The organism is Cytobacillus sp. FSL R5-0569, assembly GCF_038007265.1.
GTDB classification, from domain to species: Bacteria; Bacillota; Bacilli; order Bacillales; family Cytobacillaceae; genus Cytobacillus; species Cytobacillus kochii.
This window is the reverse complement of sequence record NZ_JBBOWW010000001.1, coordinates 445582-461428: the sequence shown is the minus strand read 5'-3', so window position 1 is coordinate 461428 and position 15847 is coordinate 445582. Positions and strand designations below refer to the sequence as shown.

At 39.3% G+C, this 15847-nt stretch carries 17 protein-coding genes, 10 tRNA genes and 1 rRNA gene; 2 read left to right on the top strand and 26 right to left on the bottom strand.

Annotation, left to right across the window (positions count from 1 at the left end; all coding sequences use genetic code 11):
• Positions 1-109: 109 nt before the first annotated feature.
• From MKX78_RS02495 to MKX78_RS02440, 12 genes are all read right to left on the bottom strand, one after another.
• Positions 110-1658: ribosomal RNA gene (locus MKX78_RS02495) — 16S ribosomal RNA — on the bottom strand.
• Positions 1659-1776: 118 nt separating this feature from the next.
• A tRNA-Gly gene (locus MKX78_RS02490) sits at positions 1777-1850 on the bottom strand.
• A 25-nt stretch (positions 1851-1875) separates the two neighbouring features.
• A tRNA-Pro gene (locus MKX78_RS02485) sits at positions 1876-1952 on the bottom strand.
• An 8-nt stretch (positions 1953-1960) separates the two neighbouring features.
• Positions 1961-2037, bottom strand: a tRNA-Arg gene (locus tag MKX78_RS02480).
• A 65-nt stretch (positions 2038-2102) separates the two neighbouring features.
• Positions 2103-2189: transfer RNA gene (locus tag MKX78_RS02475), tRNA-Leu, on the bottom strand.
• A 15-nt stretch (positions 2190-2204) separates the two neighbouring features.
• Positions 2205-2277, bottom strand: a tRNA-Lys gene (locus tag MKX78_RS02470).
• Between the two features lie 7 nt (positions 2278-2284).
• Positions 2285-2359: transfer RNA gene (locus tag MKX78_RS02465), tRNA-Gln, on the bottom strand.
• A gap of 11 nt (positions 2360-2370) precedes the next feature.
• Positions 2371-2447: transfer RNA gene (locus MKX78_RS02460), tRNA-Asp, on the bottom strand.
• A 15-nt stretch (positions 2448-2462) separates the two neighbouring features.
• Positions 2463-2534: transfer RNA gene (locus MKX78_RS02455), tRNA-Glu, on the bottom strand.
• Positions 2535-2572: 38 nt separating this feature from the next.
• A tRNA-Ser gene (locus MKX78_RS02450) sits at positions 2573-2663 on the bottom strand.
• A 4-nt stretch (positions 2664-2667) separates the two neighbouring features.
• Positions 2668-2742, bottom strand: a tRNA-Asn gene (locus MKX78_RS02445).
• A 91-nt stretch (positions 2743-2833) separates the two neighbouring features.
• Positions 2834-3289 carry a SprT family protein gene (locus MKX78_RS02440; protein ID WP_095370815.1) on the bottom strand — a complete coding sequence of 152 codons (456 nt, stop codon included), beginning with the start codon at positions 3287-3289 and terminating at the stop codon, positions 2834-2836.
• A gap of 115 nt (positions 3290-3404) precedes the next feature.
• On the opposite strand from MKX78_RS02440, the gene cmpA reads away from it, so the two are divergent.
• Positions 3405-3524 (top strand): cortex morphogenetic protein CmpA, encoded by a 120-nt coding sequence (gene cmpA, locus MKX78_RS02435; protein WP_095370816.1) that lies wholly within the window; start codon positions 3405-3407, stop codon positions 3522-3524.
• A gap of 73 nt (positions 3525-3597) precedes the next feature.
• Here the strand turns inward: cmpA and MKX78_RS02430 are convergent, their stop codons facing one another.
• The 14 genes from MKX78_RS02430 to acpS all read right to left on the bottom strand — a co-directional run bounded on the left by MKX78_RS02430 (position 3598) and on the right by acpS (position 15011).
• Positions 3598-5763: a Tex family protein gene (locus MKX78_RS02430; RefSeq protein WP_341049617.1), complete on the bottom strand. Its 2166-nt coding sequence runs from the start codon at positions 5761-5763 to the stop codon at positions 3598-3600.
• Between the two features lie 135 nt (positions 5764-5898).
• Positions 5899-6492, bottom strand: coding sequence for a PP2C family serine/threonine-protein phosphatase (locus MKX78_RS02425; RefSeq protein ID WP_224938125.1), 594 nt, complete (start codon positions 6490-6492; stop codon positions 5899-5901).
• On the bottom strand, positions 6489-7283 hold the full coding sequence (gene sigB / locus MKX78_RS02420) for an RNA polymerase sigma factor SigB (protein ID WP_095370818.1): 795 nt from the start codon (positions 7281-7283) through the stop codon (positions 6489-6491). The genes MKX78_RS02425 and sigB overlap by 4 nt, the downstream gene beginning before the upstream one ends.
• The gene (gene rsbW / locus MKX78_RS02415) at positions 7261-7734 is read right to left on the bottom strand and encodes an anti-sigma B factor RsbW (RefSeq protein ID WP_095370819.1); all 474 of its coding nucleotides are present in this window, start codon (positions 7732-7734) and stop codon (positions 7261-7263) included. Before rsbW ends, sigB begins: the two co-directional genes overlap by 23 nt.
• Positions 7731-8063 carry an anti-sigma factor antagonist gene (locus MKX78_RS02410; RefSeq protein WP_095370820.1) on the bottom strand — a complete coding sequence of 111 codons (333 nt, stop codon included), beginning with the start codon at positions 8061-8063 and terminating at the stop codon, positions 7731-7733. The genes rsbW and MKX78_RS02410 overlap by 4 nt, the downstream gene beginning before the upstream one ends.
• A gap of 58 nt (positions 8064-8121) precedes the next feature.
• The gene (locus MKX78_RS02405) at positions 8122-9135 is read right to left on the bottom strand and encodes a PP2C family protein-serine/threonine phosphatase (protein WP_095370821.1); all 1014 of its coding nucleotides are present in this window, start codon (positions 9133-9135) and stop codon (positions 8122-8124) included.
• A 12-nt stretch (positions 9136-9147) separates the two neighbouring features.
• A complete protein-coding gene (locus tag MKX78_RS02400) occupies positions 9148-9549 on the bottom strand; it encodes an anti-sigma regulatory factor (protein ID WP_095370822.1) in 402 nt (133 codons plus the stop codon).
• Between the two features lie 4 nt (positions 9550-9553).
• Positions 9554-9910 (bottom strand): STAS domain-containing protein, encoded by a 357-nt coding sequence (locus MKX78_RS02395; protein WP_066192954.1) that lies wholly within the window; start codon positions 9908-9910, stop codon positions 9554-9556.
• A gap of 4 nt (positions 9911-9914) precedes the next feature.
• Entirely contained in the window at positions 9915-10733 is an 819-nt protein-coding gene (locus tag MKX78_RS02390; protein ID WP_095370823.1) for an STAS domain-containing protein, read from the bottom strand.
• Between the two features lie 392 nt (positions 10734-11125).
• Entirely contained in the window at positions 11126-11476 is a 351-nt protein-coding gene (locus MKX78_RS02385) for a type II toxin-antitoxin system PemK/MazF family toxin (protein WP_095370824.1), read from the bottom strand.
• A gap of 4 nt (positions 11477-11480) precedes the next feature.
• Positions 11481-11762, bottom strand: a complete 282-nt coding sequence (locus MKX78_RS02380; RefSeq protein ID WP_095373546.1) for a CopG family ribbon-helix-helix protein — start codon at positions 11760-11762, stop codon at positions 11481-11483.
• Positions 11763-11979: 217 nt separating this feature from the next.
• A complete protein-coding gene (alr, locus tag MKX78_RS02375) occupies positions 11980-13128 on the bottom strand; it encodes an alanine racemase (RefSeq protein ID WP_307315420.1) in 1149 nt (382 codons plus the stop codon).
• Positions 13129-13404: 276 nt separating this feature from the next.
• Positions 13405-14424 (bottom strand): LolA family protein, encoded by a 1020-nt coding sequence (locus MKX78_RS02370; RefSeq protein WP_095370826.1) that lies wholly within the window; start codon positions 14422-14424, stop codon positions 13405-13407.
• 230 nt (positions 14425-14654) lie between these two features.
• Entirely contained in the window at positions 14655-15011 is a 357-nt protein-coding gene (gene acpS, locus MKX78_RS02365; RefSeq protein WP_095370827.1) for a holo-ACP synthase, read from the bottom strand.
• A 91-nt stretch (positions 15012-15102) separates the two neighbouring features.
• Here acpS and MKX78_RS02360 point away from each other — a divergent pair, with 91 nt between their 5' ends.
• Positions 15103-15828, top strand: coding sequence for a rhomboid family intramembrane serine protease (locus MKX78_RS02360; RefSeq protein WP_307315423.1), 726 nt, complete (start codon positions 15103-15105; stop codon positions 15826-15828).
• Positions 15829-15847: the final 19 nt, after the last annotated feature.

The following is a 15847-nucleotide window of genomic DNA, read 5'->3' as shown; positions in this document are numbered from 1 at the left end:
ATCTTCTTCATTACATTATCTAGTTTTCAAAGAACGATTGAATTGAGAGATTATACTCTCAAAACTGAACGAACAGTCTAACATCAAGTTAATTCCGTATATTCCTTAGAAAGGAGGTGATCCAGCCGCACCTTCCGATACGGCTACCTTGTTACGACTTCACCCCAATCATCTGTCCCACCTTAGGCGGCTGGCTCCAAAAGGTTACCCCACCGACTTCGGGTGTTACAAACTCTCGTGGTGTGACGGGCGGTGTGTACAAGGCCCGGGAACGTATTCACCGCGGCATGCTGATCCGCGATTACTAGCGATTCCGGCTTCATGTAGGCGAGTTGCAGCCTACAATCCGAACTGAGAATGGTTTTATGGGATTGGCTAAACCTCGCGGTCTTGCAGCCCTTTGTACCATCCATTGTAGCACGTGTGTAGCCCAGGTCATAAGGGGCATGATGATTTGACGTCATCCCCACCTTCCTCCGGTTTGTCACCGGCAGTCACCTTAGAGTGCCCAACTAAATGCTGGCAACTAAGATCAAGGGTTGCGCTCGTTGCGGGACTTAACCCAACATCTCACGACACGAGCTGACGACAACCATGCACCACCTGTCACTCTGTCCCCCGAAGGGGAAAGTCCTATCTCTAGGATTGTCAGAGGATGTCAAGACCTGGTAAGGTTCTTCGCGTTGCTTCGAATTAAACCACATGCTCCACCGCTTGTGCGGGCCCCCGTCAATTCCTTTGAGTTTCAACCTTGCGGTCGTACTCCCCAGGCGGAGTGCTTAATGCGTTTGCTGCAGCACTAAAGGGCGGAAACCCTCTAACACTTAGCACTCATCGTTTACGGCGTGGACTACCAGGGTATCTAATCCTGTTTGCTCCCCACGCTTTCGCGCCTCAGCGTCAGTTACAGACCAGAAAGTCGCCTTCGCCACTGGTGTTCCTCCAAATCTCTACGCATTTCACCGCTACACTTGGAATTCCACTTTCCTCTTCTGCACTCAAGTTCCCCAGTTTCCAATGACCCTCCACGGTTGAGCCGTGGGCTTTCACATCAGACTTAAGGAACCGCCTGCGCGCGCTTTACGCCCAATAATTCCGGACAACGCTTGCCACCTACGTATTACCGCGGCTGCTGGCACGTAGTTAGCCGTGGCTTTCTGGTTAGGTACCGTCAAGGTACCGGCAGTTACTCCGATACTTGTTCTTCCCTAACAACAGAGTTTTACGATCCGAAAACCTTCATCACTCACGCGGCGTTGCTCCGTCAGACTTTCGTCCATTGCGGAAGATTCCCTACTGCTGCCTCCCGTAGGAGTCTGGGCCGTGTCTCAGTCCCAGTGTGGCCGATCACCCTCTCAGGTCGGCTACGCATCGTCGCCTTGGTGAGCCGTTACCTCACCAACTAGCTAATGCGCCGCGGGCCCATCTGTAAGTGATAGCAGAACCATCTTTCAATCTAATTATATGTATAAATAGATATTATCCGGTATTAGCCCCGGTTTCCCGGAGTTATCCCAGTCTTACAGGCAGGTTGCCCACGTGTTACTCACCCGTCCGCCGCTAATCTTTGGGAGCAAGCTCCCTCAGATTCGCTCGACTTGCATGTATTAGGCACGCCGCCAGCGTTCGTCCTGAGCCAGGATCAAACTCTCCAATAAAGTGTTTGATTAGCTCATTTGCACCTATGGTGCTTTGTTGCTGATAAATCAGCTTTTTTTAGAATTACGCTTGACGTTTTACGTTCGTTCAGTTTTCAAAGAACAATCTTTTCGGTAATGGAGCGGGTGAAGGGAATCGAACCCTCATCATCAGCTTGGAAGGCTGAGGTTTTACCACTAAACTACACCCGCATTTAATTAATTTGTTGGTTTTGCATGGTCGGGAAGACAGGATTCGAACCTGCGACCCCTTGGTCCCAAACCAAGTGCTCTACCAAGCTGAGCTACTTCCCGTAAGTATATGGCGCGCCCGAGAGGAGTCGAACCCCTAACCTTTTGATCCGTAGTCAAACGCTCTATCCAATTGAGCTACGGGCGCCTTGAAGCAACTCTATTATAATATCACACTAATTTTAATGAGTCAAGTATTTTTTTAAATCTTTTTGGTGCGGCCGAGAGGACTTGAACCTCCACGGGTTATTCACCCACTAGGCCCTCAACCTAGCGCGTCTGCCATTCCGCCACGACCGCATAAATTGTTTAAGATGAGCCATGAAGGACTCGAACCTTCGACCCTCTGATTAAAAGTCAGATGCTCTACCAACTGAGCTAATGGCTCATAAAAATGGCTGGGCTAGCAGGGATCGAACCTGCGAATGACGGAATCAAAATCCGTTGCCTTACCGCTTGGCTATAGCCCATTATTAAGATATGGCGGTCCGGACGGGACTCGAACCCGCGACCTCCTGCGTGACAGGCAGGCATTCTAACCAACTGAACTACCGGACCTAACCTTTAAAAAGATGACCCCTACGGGATTCGAACCCGTGTTACCGCCGTGAAAGGGCGGTGTCTTAACCGCTTGACCAAGGGGCCATAACATAAAAAAAGAAAAACAAATATGTATATAAGAATGGCGGAGAAGGAGGGATTTGAACCCTCGCGCCAGTTGCCCGACCTACACCCTTAGCAGGGGCGCCTCTTCAGCCACTTGAGTACTTCTCCAAAATGGCTCCGCAGGTAGGATTCGAACCTACGACCGTTCGGTTAACAGCCGAATGCTCTACCACTGAGCTACTGCGGAATATGTTAAAAGAGAATATGTAGTCAACAAGCACTGCCTTATCGACTCTTTAAATTATAATTACCACCATGTAAAAAGTCAAGCATGAATTTCAATTATTTTTATCAGTAGATATTAACACTAATTTGCCCATACATTGGCCACATCTATACTTGTTTGTGTTTATTCGACGTTTCCTTCTATAGAGTTGATTGCACTGGTTGCATTTATACATAATGTAAGAAACTTTCTGAGGTAAAGACGAACAATGCCTTGGTGCACCTACTTTAGCCATTAGCCTCCGAAAATCACTATCTCGATGTTGATAGCCTGCCCCAGCCAAATGCAGATGGTAATGACATAGTTCATGTTTAATAATACCAACTAATTCTTCCATTCCTAGATGCTGATAATATGTCGGATTAATTTCAATGCGGTGATCAGACAGCATATATCGTCCTCCGGTTGTTCTTAATCTACTATTGAATTTCGCTGTATGACGAAAAGGAAGATCGAACCACCTCAAAGATACTTCTTCAACTAACCTTTGTAATTCCTTATCACTCATTTCTTCACTCCTTTCAAGGATAAAATTAGCACGTGACAACCTATAAGCGCATACAATTGATATACATTAGCATAGCATAAAGGACCGTGGAAAGTGAGAGAAAGGAGGCTATTCCATGCCTGTTTGGTTACAGAACCAAATGAAACGTGCTTTCTTAGAGAAGGACCGTTATCAAATCAAATTATTGAATCAATGCTGGTACTTTTATAGAAAGAAGCATTGTTCTGGTACGTAGGAAACTCCTTCTCAAACCCACAATGATTTACATAAAAAGCCGTTGGAAAAATCCCACGGCTTTTTATGCTTATTTATTGACCTTGTTGGAGCATGGTTAACGCTACTCTGCCTTTTTGTTGATCAACCGAATCGACCCATACAGTCACAACATCACCAACAGATACGACATCTAACGGATGTTTCACAAACCGATTACTTAGCTTTGAGATATGGACTAAACCATCTTGCTTCACGCCAATATCTACAAAAGCTCCGAAATCAACTACATTTCGGACGGTCCCTTGAAGTTCCATCCCTTCCTTCAAATCATCCAGCTTTAATACTTCTTTCTTTAATAGCGGAGCAGGTAATTCATCCCTAGGGTCTCGACCAGGTTTCATTAATGCATCAATTATATCCTTGAGCGTTAATTCACCAATATTTAATTCTTCTGCTGTTTCTTTTATAGATAACTGGCTTAACGCTTCTATTAATTGTGCAGAGCCTAAATGGTTAGAATTCATCTTTAACATTTTAAGCAATTTACTTACTTCCCCATAGGTTTCAGGGTGAATCGATGTTCTGTCTAATGCTTCCTCTCCATCAACAATTCGCAAGAATCCAATGGCTTGCTCGTACGTCTTCGCGCCTAAGCGAGGAATTTTCTTTAATTGTTTCCGATTAGTAAATTTGCCTTCTTCTTCTCTTTTCTTAACAATATTCGTTGCGACAGCCTTCGATAAACCAGCTACATGTTGTAATAGTGACGGAGAAGCTGTATTCACATTCACTCCAACTTGGTTTACAGCCGTCTCGACAACAAAATCTAATGATTCCGTTAACCTTTTTTGAGAGACATCATGTTGGTATTGACCGACACCAACTGATTTAGGGTCAATTTTTACTAGTTCAGCAAGTGGATCTTGTAGTCTCCTCCCGATTGAAACAGCGCTTCTTTCTTCAACTTGAAAGTCAGGGAATTCTTCACGTGCAATATCAGATGCGGAATAGACACTTGCCCCCGCTTCATTTACGATTAAATAATAGATTTCTTCATTCAATTCTTTCAGCAAGTCAGCAATAAACTGTTCTGTCTCTCTTGATGCCGTTCCATTACCTATAGCCACCATCTTCACTTCATATGCTTTGAGCACGGAAAGGACTTTGTCTTTGGCTACACCTAATTTAGAAACAGGCGGATGAGGATAGATAACATCAATCTTTAATACCTTACCTGTTTCATCAATGACCGCTAATTTGCAGCCTGTACGATAAGCTGGATCTACCGCAAGGACGACTTTCCCTTTTAGTGGTGGTTGTAAAAGGAGATTCTTAAGATTTTCAGAGAAAATTTTAATCGCCTGTTCCTCACCTTTTTCGGTTAGTTCAGCCCTTAATTCTCTTTCAATTGATGGTTGAATTAAGCGTTTATAACCATCTTCAATCGCTTCTTCCACAAATGGTGCATTGATATGTTTTGATACAGTGATCCATTTTCGATTTAAATACTGTAAAATTGGCTCTTGTTCCACCTTAATACTGACTTTAAGTACGCCTTCTTTTTCCCCACGATTTAATGCTAGTATACGGTGAGGGACAATTTTACCTACGTTTTCACTATATTCATAATACATCTCATACACATGCTTTTCGTCGATGCTTTCATCTTTAACAGCTGATTCAATAATTCCTTGTTTATATGTTTTTTCGCGAATCCATTTCCTACTTTGCGCATCATCAGATACCATTTCTGCAATAATATCTCGCGCCCCCTGAAGCGCTTCTTCAACTGTTGTGACACCTTTTTCCTCATTTAGGAAGTGTGTTGCTTTTTCTTCAGGCGTATCATCATTTTGATAGGATAATAACCAAGTAGCTAATGGTTCTAGCTCTTTTTCTTTCGCTACGGTTGCTTTTGTTCTTCTTTTTTGTTTGTACGGACGATATAAATCTTCTACTTCCTGCAATTTCTCCGCTTTTTCTATTTGATTAGATAATTCCGGGGTTAATTTCCCTTGCTCTTCTATTAACCTAAGTACTTCTTGTTTTCTCTGCTTCACGTTTTGTATGTATTGCCATCTTTCAACAATATCTTTGATTTGTACTTCATTTAACGCACCAGTCATTTCTTTTCGATAACGCGCAATAAACGGAACGGTATTTCCTTCTTCAATTAACGCGATGGTTCGATCAATTTGTTTTGTGGATAATGAAAATTCTTTTGCTATTCGTCCAAAAATATCTTTCTTATCATCCATGTCTCTTCACCTTCCTGAGTGCAAACTGTACTATTGCTTTATTCTACCAAAATTTTAAAGGTAAAGCATTTTTGGCTATAGCCCCGTCTTGATTCGTGTTTTAAAGAGCAAAAAAAAGCTTGCTGATTGAAACAATCATTGCAAGCTTCCGATTATAAATGTTGCATCGTCTATAAGATTCATGTTCTGCGCCCTAATTAACTTCGCAGTTGCTTCGATTGGTAAATATTTATTCATCAGTTTTTTTATACCAGAAATGGGGTATCCATCTGAAAACATCAAGAATTTAATTCCGTTTGTATAATCAAAACGGTGAATTTTAAATGCTTGACGCTTTCCTGACAAATAACCCGATGTTGGCAGTGGGTAAATGAGCTTCTCAGTATCCCCATAAAAGAAAAAACGAATATTTCCAGTACAACAGTAGGCTAATTCTTTTGTGTGAAAATTAATCTTAATCACACCTACTGCAGCGCCTCTTTTATGTAAAAGTGACTGATTACTTAAATCCATAATGGTTGAAATATCTAAATCGTGATTTTCTCTAACGGTATTGACAACAGCAGATGAAGCTTCATTTGCATATTCTCCACTACCTAAACCATCAGCTAATACACAAATAAAATAATCATCAGTTGTGTGATAATAAAAAGAATCACCACAAACGGACTGACCACGTTTAGCAAGCTGATCGGTAATGACGTCCATTTGATGTGGATCATTCATCATAGAATATACTCCGAACCTTCATTTTCAGCATGGATGGCTTCTTGCAATTTTTTAATTGCTCTTCTTTGCAGCCTTGATACATGCATTTGAGAAATATCCAGTCTTTCCCCTGTTTCTTTTTGGCTTAGATTTTCTAGGAATGTAAACTGGATAACTTGTTTCTCTCGATCTGATAAAACATGCAACACTTTTTCAAGTACGAGCATTTGATTGACTTTTTCATAGCCATCATCCACATTACCGACAATATCCAGGAGCGTAACAGTACCACCGTCGGAATCAGCTTCAATGGAATGGTCAACTGATAACGCCTGATAACTTTTGCCCATCTCCATTGCTTCTAAAACTTCTTCTTCTGTTACTTCTAGAGCATCCGCAATTTCCTCTACCTTAGGCGAACGTTGCAAAGTAGTTGTTAATTCTTCCGCCGTAGCTTTGATCTTTGGCCCTAATTCTTTTATTCGTCTCGGTACATGCACGCTCCAAGTTTTGTCGCGTAAGAAACGTTTAATCTCACCGATGATTGTCGGAATAGCAAATGCTTCAAACGTTTTGCCAAAAGAAGCGTCATATCTACGAATCGCACCAAGTAGTCCAATCACACCTACTTGAACAATATCTTCGTGATAAGGTCTACCTTTAGAATATTTTCGTGCGATGGATTCAACCAATTTGTAATACTGTTCAACAAGTTGTTCCTGTGCGTATTCGTCCTGATGTAATTGATATTGTTGTATGAGATCATTAATCTCTTCTTTTGATCGTTGTTTAGGTTGAGATTGCTTCTGCATCACTCTCCACCTGCTCTCCTTCTAGGTACTTAGTCATAAAGACTGTTACACCTTTTTGATGATGAATTTTCACTTCATCCATTAATGTTTCTATTAGGTAAAGGCCTAATCCTCCTTCTCGTAAAAATTCAACAGAATCATTTGCTTGATAAGGACCTGCACTGTCTCTTGCTTGTTGAAAATCCAAGCTCTCACCTTCATCCGCAACCATGACTTCTAATTTATTTTTATAAAGGCCGAATCCTACAAGCACTTCACCATTTTCGTTGTTTTTGTATGCATGCTGAACTGCATTTGTACAAGCTTCACTCGTTGCAATCTTCAAATCTTCAATTTCGTCATAGTTAAATCCCATTCTACTGGCAATACCAGATAAGGTTAATCTAATAATACCGACGTATTCCGGCTTCGATGGGATTTTCATCTCAATGTAGTCGTACGACTCGGTCATTTCTTTTCACCTTCCATTTTGGTGCTGATATCAATAATGTCAGCAAGACCAGTAATTTCGAACAGCCTTTTTAAACGACTAGAAAGCCCAATGATTTTAAATTGACCATCGTGCGCACGTACATTTTTGAAAAGTCCTACAAAAACACCTAAGCCGGTGCTATCCATATAGGAAACACCCGAAAGATCAACAATCATCTCCACATTATCTTTTTCAGAAAGCGGAATAAGTTCTTTCTTTAATTCTGGTGCAGTGTATACATCAATCTCTCCACCTACAGTTACCTCAGTAATATTTTGATTATGATTTACATCTATATTAATGTTCATATTTTGCCCACCTTTTAGGAATAGCTGGTTACTCCTCATTTACCCTTTTAATTTTAGCTTAAACATTTCTTCTTAATATAATTAAAGTAAAATCATCCCTTAATTGGAAATCTTGTAATTTTTCAAGTTCTTTATATACGTTTTGCACAATATTTTGTGCTTTTAAGTGTATGTTTTTCTCAATTAAGGCTAATAATTCTTCTCTTTCAATAAAGCCTTCTTTTGTTCTTGATTCAGTTACGCCATCAGACATCAAAATAATCATATCCCCAGGCATCACTTCTTTTTCGTACTTTCTATATTTCGTGTTCTTTTCAATACCTAATAATAGACCCTTTGCAGGCAACTCAGAAAATGTCTGTGTTTCCGCATGATAAAACAAGCCTGGTTCGTGCCCAGCAGAGGCATAGGAAAAGATATGATGATCGATATGATATGTGCCATAAAACATCGTAATAAACATCGTTAAATCAACATTTTGTTCCACAACACGATTTAGATTCTCCAACACCAGAGTAGGCGTTTTACGATTTTCTGGTAAACTGTCCATAGCATATTTAATCATAGACATACAAAGGGCTGCTGGTAGCCCTTTTCCAATAACATCAGCTATTGCGATGCTCACACTATTATTTTCATCCTCAACAAAATTAAAATAATCACCATTCATATGTTTTGCTGGGACGCTGATTGCTCCAATATCCATGTCTTTTTTACATGGAATCTCTGTCCCAAGCAATGTTTTTTGCACATTAGCCGCGATTTCCATTTCGGTTCTTAATTCCTGTTGAATATGCTTTAAATTTTGGTGTTCGCGGTAAGCAAAACCATATGCCACCATCACTTCAAGCAGTATATCAAAAGACTCCTGCATTCTATCATTAAATTTTTCTGGAAACATCTCAGCCATAATATTTCTATGGATGCTGACAATTTCCTCTGGAGGAATGTTCCGTTCAATTGCATTCCTACTTAACTTTTGTCCTTGATATAATGCCTGCTCTGAGCGGTCAGCTAAATAATTCGTTAATATCTCTCTATATTTGGACTCCAATTTCTGTCTGAAATCCATCTCAAGTTCCCCCTAACGGAGCCATTTAATCGCCCTTATATCTGTACCTTCACCCGGGCTTGAATCTATTTGAAAATCATCCATCAGTCTTTTTACCCCTGGGAGACCTGCTCCTAGTCCGCCCGATGTCGAATATCCATCCTCCATTACTTGGCGCAAATCTTTAATACCTGGACCACTATCAATCGATAATAGTCTTAGTCCCGTTTTGCCATTCTCATAGAGCTTCTCTATACAAATTTGACCTTGACCTGCATATAAGAATATGTTTCTCGCAAGTTCACTTATTGCTGTTGTAATTCTTGCTTGGTCAACCGTCCCAAAGCCCAGCTCTTTTGCAACATTTCTACCAAGCTGACGCGCTGAAACGATATCCCATTCATTGATTATTTTAACGCAGGATTGGTTGTCCATTCGGCTATTCCCCCAATTCCTGTTGTAATTTCTCCAAACCTTTTTCTAAATCTAGGGCGGTCAATACATTATTCAGACCGATTCCTAATTCAGTTAACGTAATTGCTACTGCTGGTTGAATGCCTGTAATGACAACTTTAGCACCCATTAAATGGGACATTTCAATCACATCACCTAATACTTTAGCGATAAAAGAATCAATAAAATCTATTGATGTTAAATCGATTACAACACCATTTGCACTCGTATCATGTATTTTCTTTAACAAGTCTTCTTGAAATTGAAGTGCCGTCTGGTCATCTAGTTCCCATTGAATAGAAACAAGTAAACAATCATGTAGTTTTAAAATCGGAATTCTCAAAACGTCACCCCTCCAATGGCACAATTTTACGTTTAGTCATTTCCAATGCTGCTTCTACGCCTGATTTCATTGTATTTTTCGTAATAATTCGGTTTAAGTCGATACCAAGGCTCACAATCGTTTGCGCAATTTCCGAACGAATACCTACAAGCATGCATTTTGCTCCTACTAAGTGGACTGCATCTGCTGCTTGGATAATATGGTGAGCAACCATTGTATCAACAACAGGGACACCTGTAATATCAATCAAGACAACTTCTGAACGATGTTTTACCACACCTTGAAGAAGGTTTTCCATAATTTGCTTCGCTCGTTCTGTATCAATCATCCCAATTAATGGCATAACTGTAATGCCTTCAAATACAGGAATTAACGGTGCCGATAGTTCTTGCAATGCAATCTTTTGATTAGCGATCGTTCTTTCCCAAGAAACAGTGTAATCATTAATTATTTCACTATTCATCGCTTTTAACCAATGATTCAAATCATGCATCACTTTCGCTTCATTCTCTGGACGAATATACTTATCTTTGACCATTTCATCAAATACAACATCGCCCAGTACATCTAGAGCATTTACGACAAAACGTAGAGGCCAGCCTAAACTGACAATTCTATCTGAAAAATTCTCTGATTGACGCTCATACTCGTCCTTTTTGCCAGAAATTTTCAAGATAGCGAGCTCCACTAACTCTCTTCCATATGTCTCGAAGTTTTGATCTAGGATGACATTGGTAATTGTTTCGTCAGAATCTTCTTTTAATCGGTTCAACCATTCTTTAAAAATATCTTCTTTATTGTGTTGAATATATTTCAAAGTCATTTGTCTTCCCTTACCTCCTATACTAGCACATCTATTGGTTAGTTTTTCCTTATTATCATTGATTGTAAAAAAATCTACATGATTGTAAAAAATCCAGCAAAAATCTACAACTATTGCCTTATATTATAACGCTTTCTATTTGAAACGTCTTTAACAATATATCCAAATTAAGTGTGTACCCTTTTTTGCTTATTATCAAACCTAAAACATTAAATTCCTTTTATTTCTTTTTGTTCAGAATAATATCTCAAATATAAAATTGGGGGATTTAAAGTTTAAGCCCGTTTCAATAAGTGTATTACATATATTAATAAGTCCTATCATTACAATAAATGGACTTGTTTAAGATTAGGAAGCATATAAAAAAACGCCCCAACTTTTTTGAGCGTTTTCTAAAATTCTATAAGACCTAAACTGACTTGTAAGGCTTCATTTACCTTATCCATCATTTCGTCATCAAGATGGGTGATTTTATCGGTTAATCTCTGCTTATCAATTGTACGAATTTGTTCTAACAATATTACTGAATCTCTTTCAAAAGCATATCGCTTCGCATCAATTTCAACGTGAGTAGGCAGCTTTGCTTTTTGAATCTGAGCGGTAATTGCTGCGATGATTACTGTGGGACTAAACCGATTCCCGATGTCGTTTTGTATAACAAGTACTGGACGGACACCGCCTTGTTCTGAGCCAACAACTGGGGATAGGTCTGCAAAATAAACGTCACCACGTTTAACAATCAAAGGATCAGCCTCCGCTTACAAGACGTTCAACTGCGTTTTCTGCCTCGTATTCCGCTTGAAATGCTTCAGATGCTATCGTCAAGTTTAATTTTGCCATTTCCATGTAACCACGTCTCATGGACTCACGAATATGTCTTTTCTTCCGTTCACGCAAATACATTTTCGTTGCTTGATAAATAAACTCACTTCTGTTTACGTTCTCTTGCTTCGCATAACCATCTAATTCCGTTAATAGATGTTGCGGCAGCTTCACCACTATTTCTGTTGTTGCGCTGGATTCAGACACAAACATACACCTCCACCATCACTACACACCATATTTTTTATATCTACCAATTTTCATATTACCATTATTCTCTTAGGCTGCAAAGGGGGTTTTTTATTTAGTAAGAAATTATCCATAAAAACAGTTGCATTTTCTTTCAATGTCTTCCTAGGAATTTCAGTGATAATTTCCCAAATTATTAATAACTATTATCTACCAACATGTTCATTGATATGCATTAAAGAATCCCATTTCTTGTAGAAATTTTTGTTTGATCCTGAATATAGATTCTTGGTATGCGCATACCTATTTGGCAAGTTACCTCATAATTAATTGTTTCAAGTGTGTTAGCTATGTCATCTACAGAGATGGTCTGACCATTTTGAGTCCCGATTAACGTAACGACATCTCCAATTTGCTCTTCCTCACTAATACGAATCATGCATTGGTCCATACAAATTCTGCCGACAATACTTACTCTTCTTCCATTAACAAGGACCTCTTGTGTTGCTAACCTCCTAATCCACCCGTCCGCATATCCGATTGGCAAGGTACCAATTGATTCCTCTTTTTCAGCTTCGTACGTTGCTCCGTAACTCACTTTCTCGCCCGGTTGCAATTTTTTCACATGAACAATTTTCGTGTGAAGTGAAAACGCCTCTTTTAATTTAAAAGGTAAATGATTTTTAATTTCAGAAGATGGTGACATGCCATACATTGAAATCCCAAATCTAACTGCATTAAATTTCGCCTCAGGATGTCTCATGCCAGCTGCACTATTACTAGCATGAATATATCTTGGTTGTTCATCCATCCAGCTTATCATTTCATTAAAGGTGCTTAACTGTTCATTAAAATAGGATGTCTCAAGTTCATCTGCTGTCGCAAAATGCGTGAAAACTCCTTCAACATGGAACTTTCCTTGCTGTAGTTGGTATTGAAATATTCCCCATTCTTCTTTTGATTTAATCCCTAATCTACCCATCCCCGAGTCCATCTTCACATGAACTTTTACTTCTTTACTTATGAATGGTGCAGCTTTCTTCAGCCACTCAGCTTGGCAAACAGTTAAAGTAATTGCTGCTTGTTCGGCTAACCCAGCATCCTCTGGTCGTGTGAGCCCTAAAACTAATATCGGAGCGTCAATCCCTTTATTTCTAAGAGCAAAAGCCTCATCCAAAGTCGCCACCGCTAAGTATGTGGCACCAGCCTTTAGAGCTGTCTTGGCTACCTCTATATCTCCATGGCCATATGCATTTGCCTTCACAACTGCAAACAACTCTGCTTCTTCTCCAATATGTTTAATCATTGACTCTACATTATATGTGATATAATCCAAATTTATCTCTGCCCAAGTATCACGAAAATATGGGACCTGTTGATTCATACCGTCCACTTCCTCTTTATACTTTTCCTTCTATTATTTGATTATGTCACATTAACGTATAACAGAAAAGACAAACTTTCTTCTTAGACCGAGTGAAGTAAAAGCAGTGTAAGATGTAATTTAAGAAGTATGTTAAACATGGTAACTTTAAGTTACCTTTGATTACCAATTAATCTAGATGATATGGCGTTAATATTGGCAAGATTATCATCCGTAGAAACCGCAAACAACGCAAAGAAACCCGAGGAATCTACCTCGGGTTTATCTTATCTATATTTATTTTACAACTTCCCCTTGTACAGACTGTGCAATTTGGATCATTTCTTCTTTCGATAGGTTTGTCGATGCAATCATATAATCCACGCCATTTTGCGTCCAGGATACCATATTATCTGATACGGCTCCTACCGTGAAGCCAAGGTCAACAGGGTCACCATTCATCATCGCCTCTTCACCACCAGAGGTTTGAACAATAACAGCCTTCTCTTGAATCATTGTGAATGATTTGTCTTCACCTTCATAGGTTAGAATGACACGTTTACCTTCTTCTGTTTCTACTTCTTTTTCAGAAACAAGTTCAACTTCAGGTAGCGATTCTGGATAGAAGACAGTGAAATCTTCTTCTTCTGCTACTTCAGCCATGACTGGGAATTCTAACTGCGCACCTGTCATATTTTTCTTCGTATCGAAATCTTTATTATCTAGTTCTTCATTAAATTTCACATTGGAGAAATCTACCGTCACAACTGGTGTTCTTTCTGCATCCATTACCTTTACACTAACTGGAGATAGATCCGATTTATTTAAGGTAATCTCTTGGAGAGGTAGCATTTGATTGTTTTGATAACTCGTTTTTGTTTCATAAACATAATGATCTTCCGTTGCTTTAAATTTTGCTTCCTTATCATTTTGAATATCTTCAATTAATGACTCATAAAGGTACGCTTGACTACTATTGTTTGGCCAGTCACTTTGGAAGCGAAAACTTTTATTCAAAGCTGGCGTAAGAACAAACACACCTTCTTTGTTCTTTAAGATCATTTGACTTTGATCTTTTTCAGTGTTTTTAAGTGCCACACGATAAAATTCCGGGTTCTTATGCCATATTTCTATATCATAGGATTGCGGCTCGGAACCTGTTTGCAGCGTCATTTTCGCTTCCGCCTTATAGCTTTTTAATGATTCTAGTTTGCTCGATAAATCTTTTGTCACATCCTCCTGGGATTTTGTCCCACATGCAGCTAGTGTGACAGTTATGGCCAGTCCCATGAGTAGCCAGAAAAACTTCTTCTTCATTCCTTCAACCCCTTTTTCTTATAATCAACAGTGCAGTCAAACGCTTCCGTGGCCTTGTCTCCTCCATTGCACTATTGAATATATGAGACAACCTCAAAGATTATTCCAGACCTTCTAATAGATCAAGAATATTTTTTCGAGCCTGGGGATGATTTGTATGTAATTAATTACAGGCGTTTATTTGAAGGAATAGTAGCTATAATCAACTTTACTTCCTGTCCTAATGAATACTACTCTTTTTCAATTATCACTTGAGCAATGGCATACTCTCTACTATGGGAAATAGATAAGTGTACAAGACAGCCATCAACCGGACGAACAATGATCGGTTGTCCAGTCGTATGGTTAGCTGTTTCAATATCTAGAAAAGAAAGTGATTGTCCGATGCCTGTTCCTTTCGCTTTAGCAAAGGCTTCTTTCGCAGCAAATCTCCCTGCTAAATATTCTATTTTTCTATGCCCAGTTAGAGTCTCATATTTCTTTTTTTCGCTTGTTGTTAAAATACGTTCGACAAACCGTTCTTTTCTTTTTACTAATTGTTTAATTCTCTGTATTTCAATCATATCGATACCAATACCTTTAATCATTCTAATCACCATCTTCTAAATAAAATAAATGCTGCATAAAACAAACTATAGTATATTTAATGTATGAGAACATTTTAGGAGGAGTCAATTATTGTTTATCAGGACAGAAAGCTTTAGAGAATTTATTCGCTTCTATCCCATCGTTACTTCTATTATCGCTATTAATATTGTATTATATTTACTTACTGTTTTGCCCATCCTACCAACCAATTGGTTAATGGCGCATTTTGCAGGTATTAATATTTATATTATGCAAGGGGAGTTATGGCGACTTGTTACACCTATCTTCATGCATAGCGGATTTGCTCACCTTTTATTTAATTGCTTCTCGCTTGTGTTATTTGGACCCCCACTTGAGAGAGCAATTGGCAAGGGGCGTTTCCTCCTTGTTTACTTCCTAGCTGGTATTGGCGCGAATATCGCAACACTCATCCTTGAACCGTTAACATATATTCACGTTGGCGCGAGCGGGGCGATTTATGGTATCTTCGGTTTCTTTATTGCTATTATTGTGTACCGCAGAGATTTACTTTCACAGCAAAATACACAGCTCATTCTTGCCATCACAGTTATTGGTGTAATTATGACCTTCTTGCAAGCGAATGTAAATGTGATTGCCCATCTATTTGGTCTATTAGCAGGTTTCCTCACTGGTTCAGCAATGATTAAAACGAAATTAAAAGCTGGATATGGTGCAACGAGACCAACAAACCAATGGAAATCTTCAGCTAGACGATTAAAAGGTGTCCCCCTATCAACCATTATTATCTTTGGGGGCATTATTCTTCTTGCCATTATCGGTCTATTGTCACGTTAATGAAATCGTTCAAACAAAC

Excerpts from the sequence above, each read along its gene's own strand:
- MKX78_RS02370 (WP_095370826.1), bottom strand. The coding sequence starts at position 14,424 with ATGAAGAAGAAGTTTTTCTGGCTACTCATGGGACTGGCCATAACTGTC.
- MKX78_RS02390 (WP_095370823.1), bottom strand. The coding sequence starts at position 10,733 with ATGACTTTGAAATATATTCAACACAATAAAGAAGATATTTTTAAAGAA.
- MKX78_RS02440 (WP_095370815.1), bottom strand. The coding sequence starts at position 3,289 with ATGAGTGATAAGGAATTACAAAGGTTAGTTGAAGAAGTATCTTTGAGG.
- MKX78_RS02405 (WP_095370821.1), bottom strand. The coding sequence starts at position 9,135 with ATGGATTTCAGACAGAAATTGGAGTCCAAATATAGAGAGATATTAACG.
- MKX78_RS02400 (WP_095370822.1), bottom strand. The coding sequence starts at position 9,549 with ATGGACAACCAATCCTGCGTTAAAATAATCAATGAATGGGATATCGTT.
- sigB (WP_095370818.1), bottom strand. The coding sequence starts at position 7,283 with ATGCAGAAGCAATCTCAACCTAAACAACGATCAAAAGAAGAGATTAAT.
- alr (WP_307315420.1), bottom strand. The coding sequence starts at position 13,128 with ATGAATCAACAGGTCCCATATTTTCGTGATACTTGGGCAGAGATAAAT.
- acpS (WP_095370827.1), bottom strand. The coding sequence starts at position 15,011 with ATGATTAAAGGTATTGGTATCGATATGATTGAAATACAGAGAATTAAA.
- MKX78_RS02425 (WP_224938125.1), bottom strand. The coding sequence starts at position 6,492 with ATGATGAATGATCCACATCAAATGGACGTCATTACCGATCAGCTTGCT.
- cmpA (WP_095370816.1), top strand. The coding sequence starts at position 3,405 with ATGCCTGTTTGGTTACAGAACCAAATGAAACGTGCTTTCTTAGAGAAG.
- MKX78_RS02410 (WP_095370820.1), bottom strand. The coding sequence starts at position 8,063 with ATGAACATTAATATAGATGTAAATCATAATCAAAATATTACTGAGGTA.
- rsbW (WP_095370819.1), bottom strand. The coding sequence starts at position 7,734 with ATGACCGAGTCGTACGACTACATTGAGATGAAAATCCCATCGAAGCCG.
- MKX78_RS02430 (WP_341049617.1), bottom strand. The coding sequence starts at position 5,763 with ATGGATGATAAGAAAGATATTTTTGGACGAATAGCAAAAGAATTTTCA.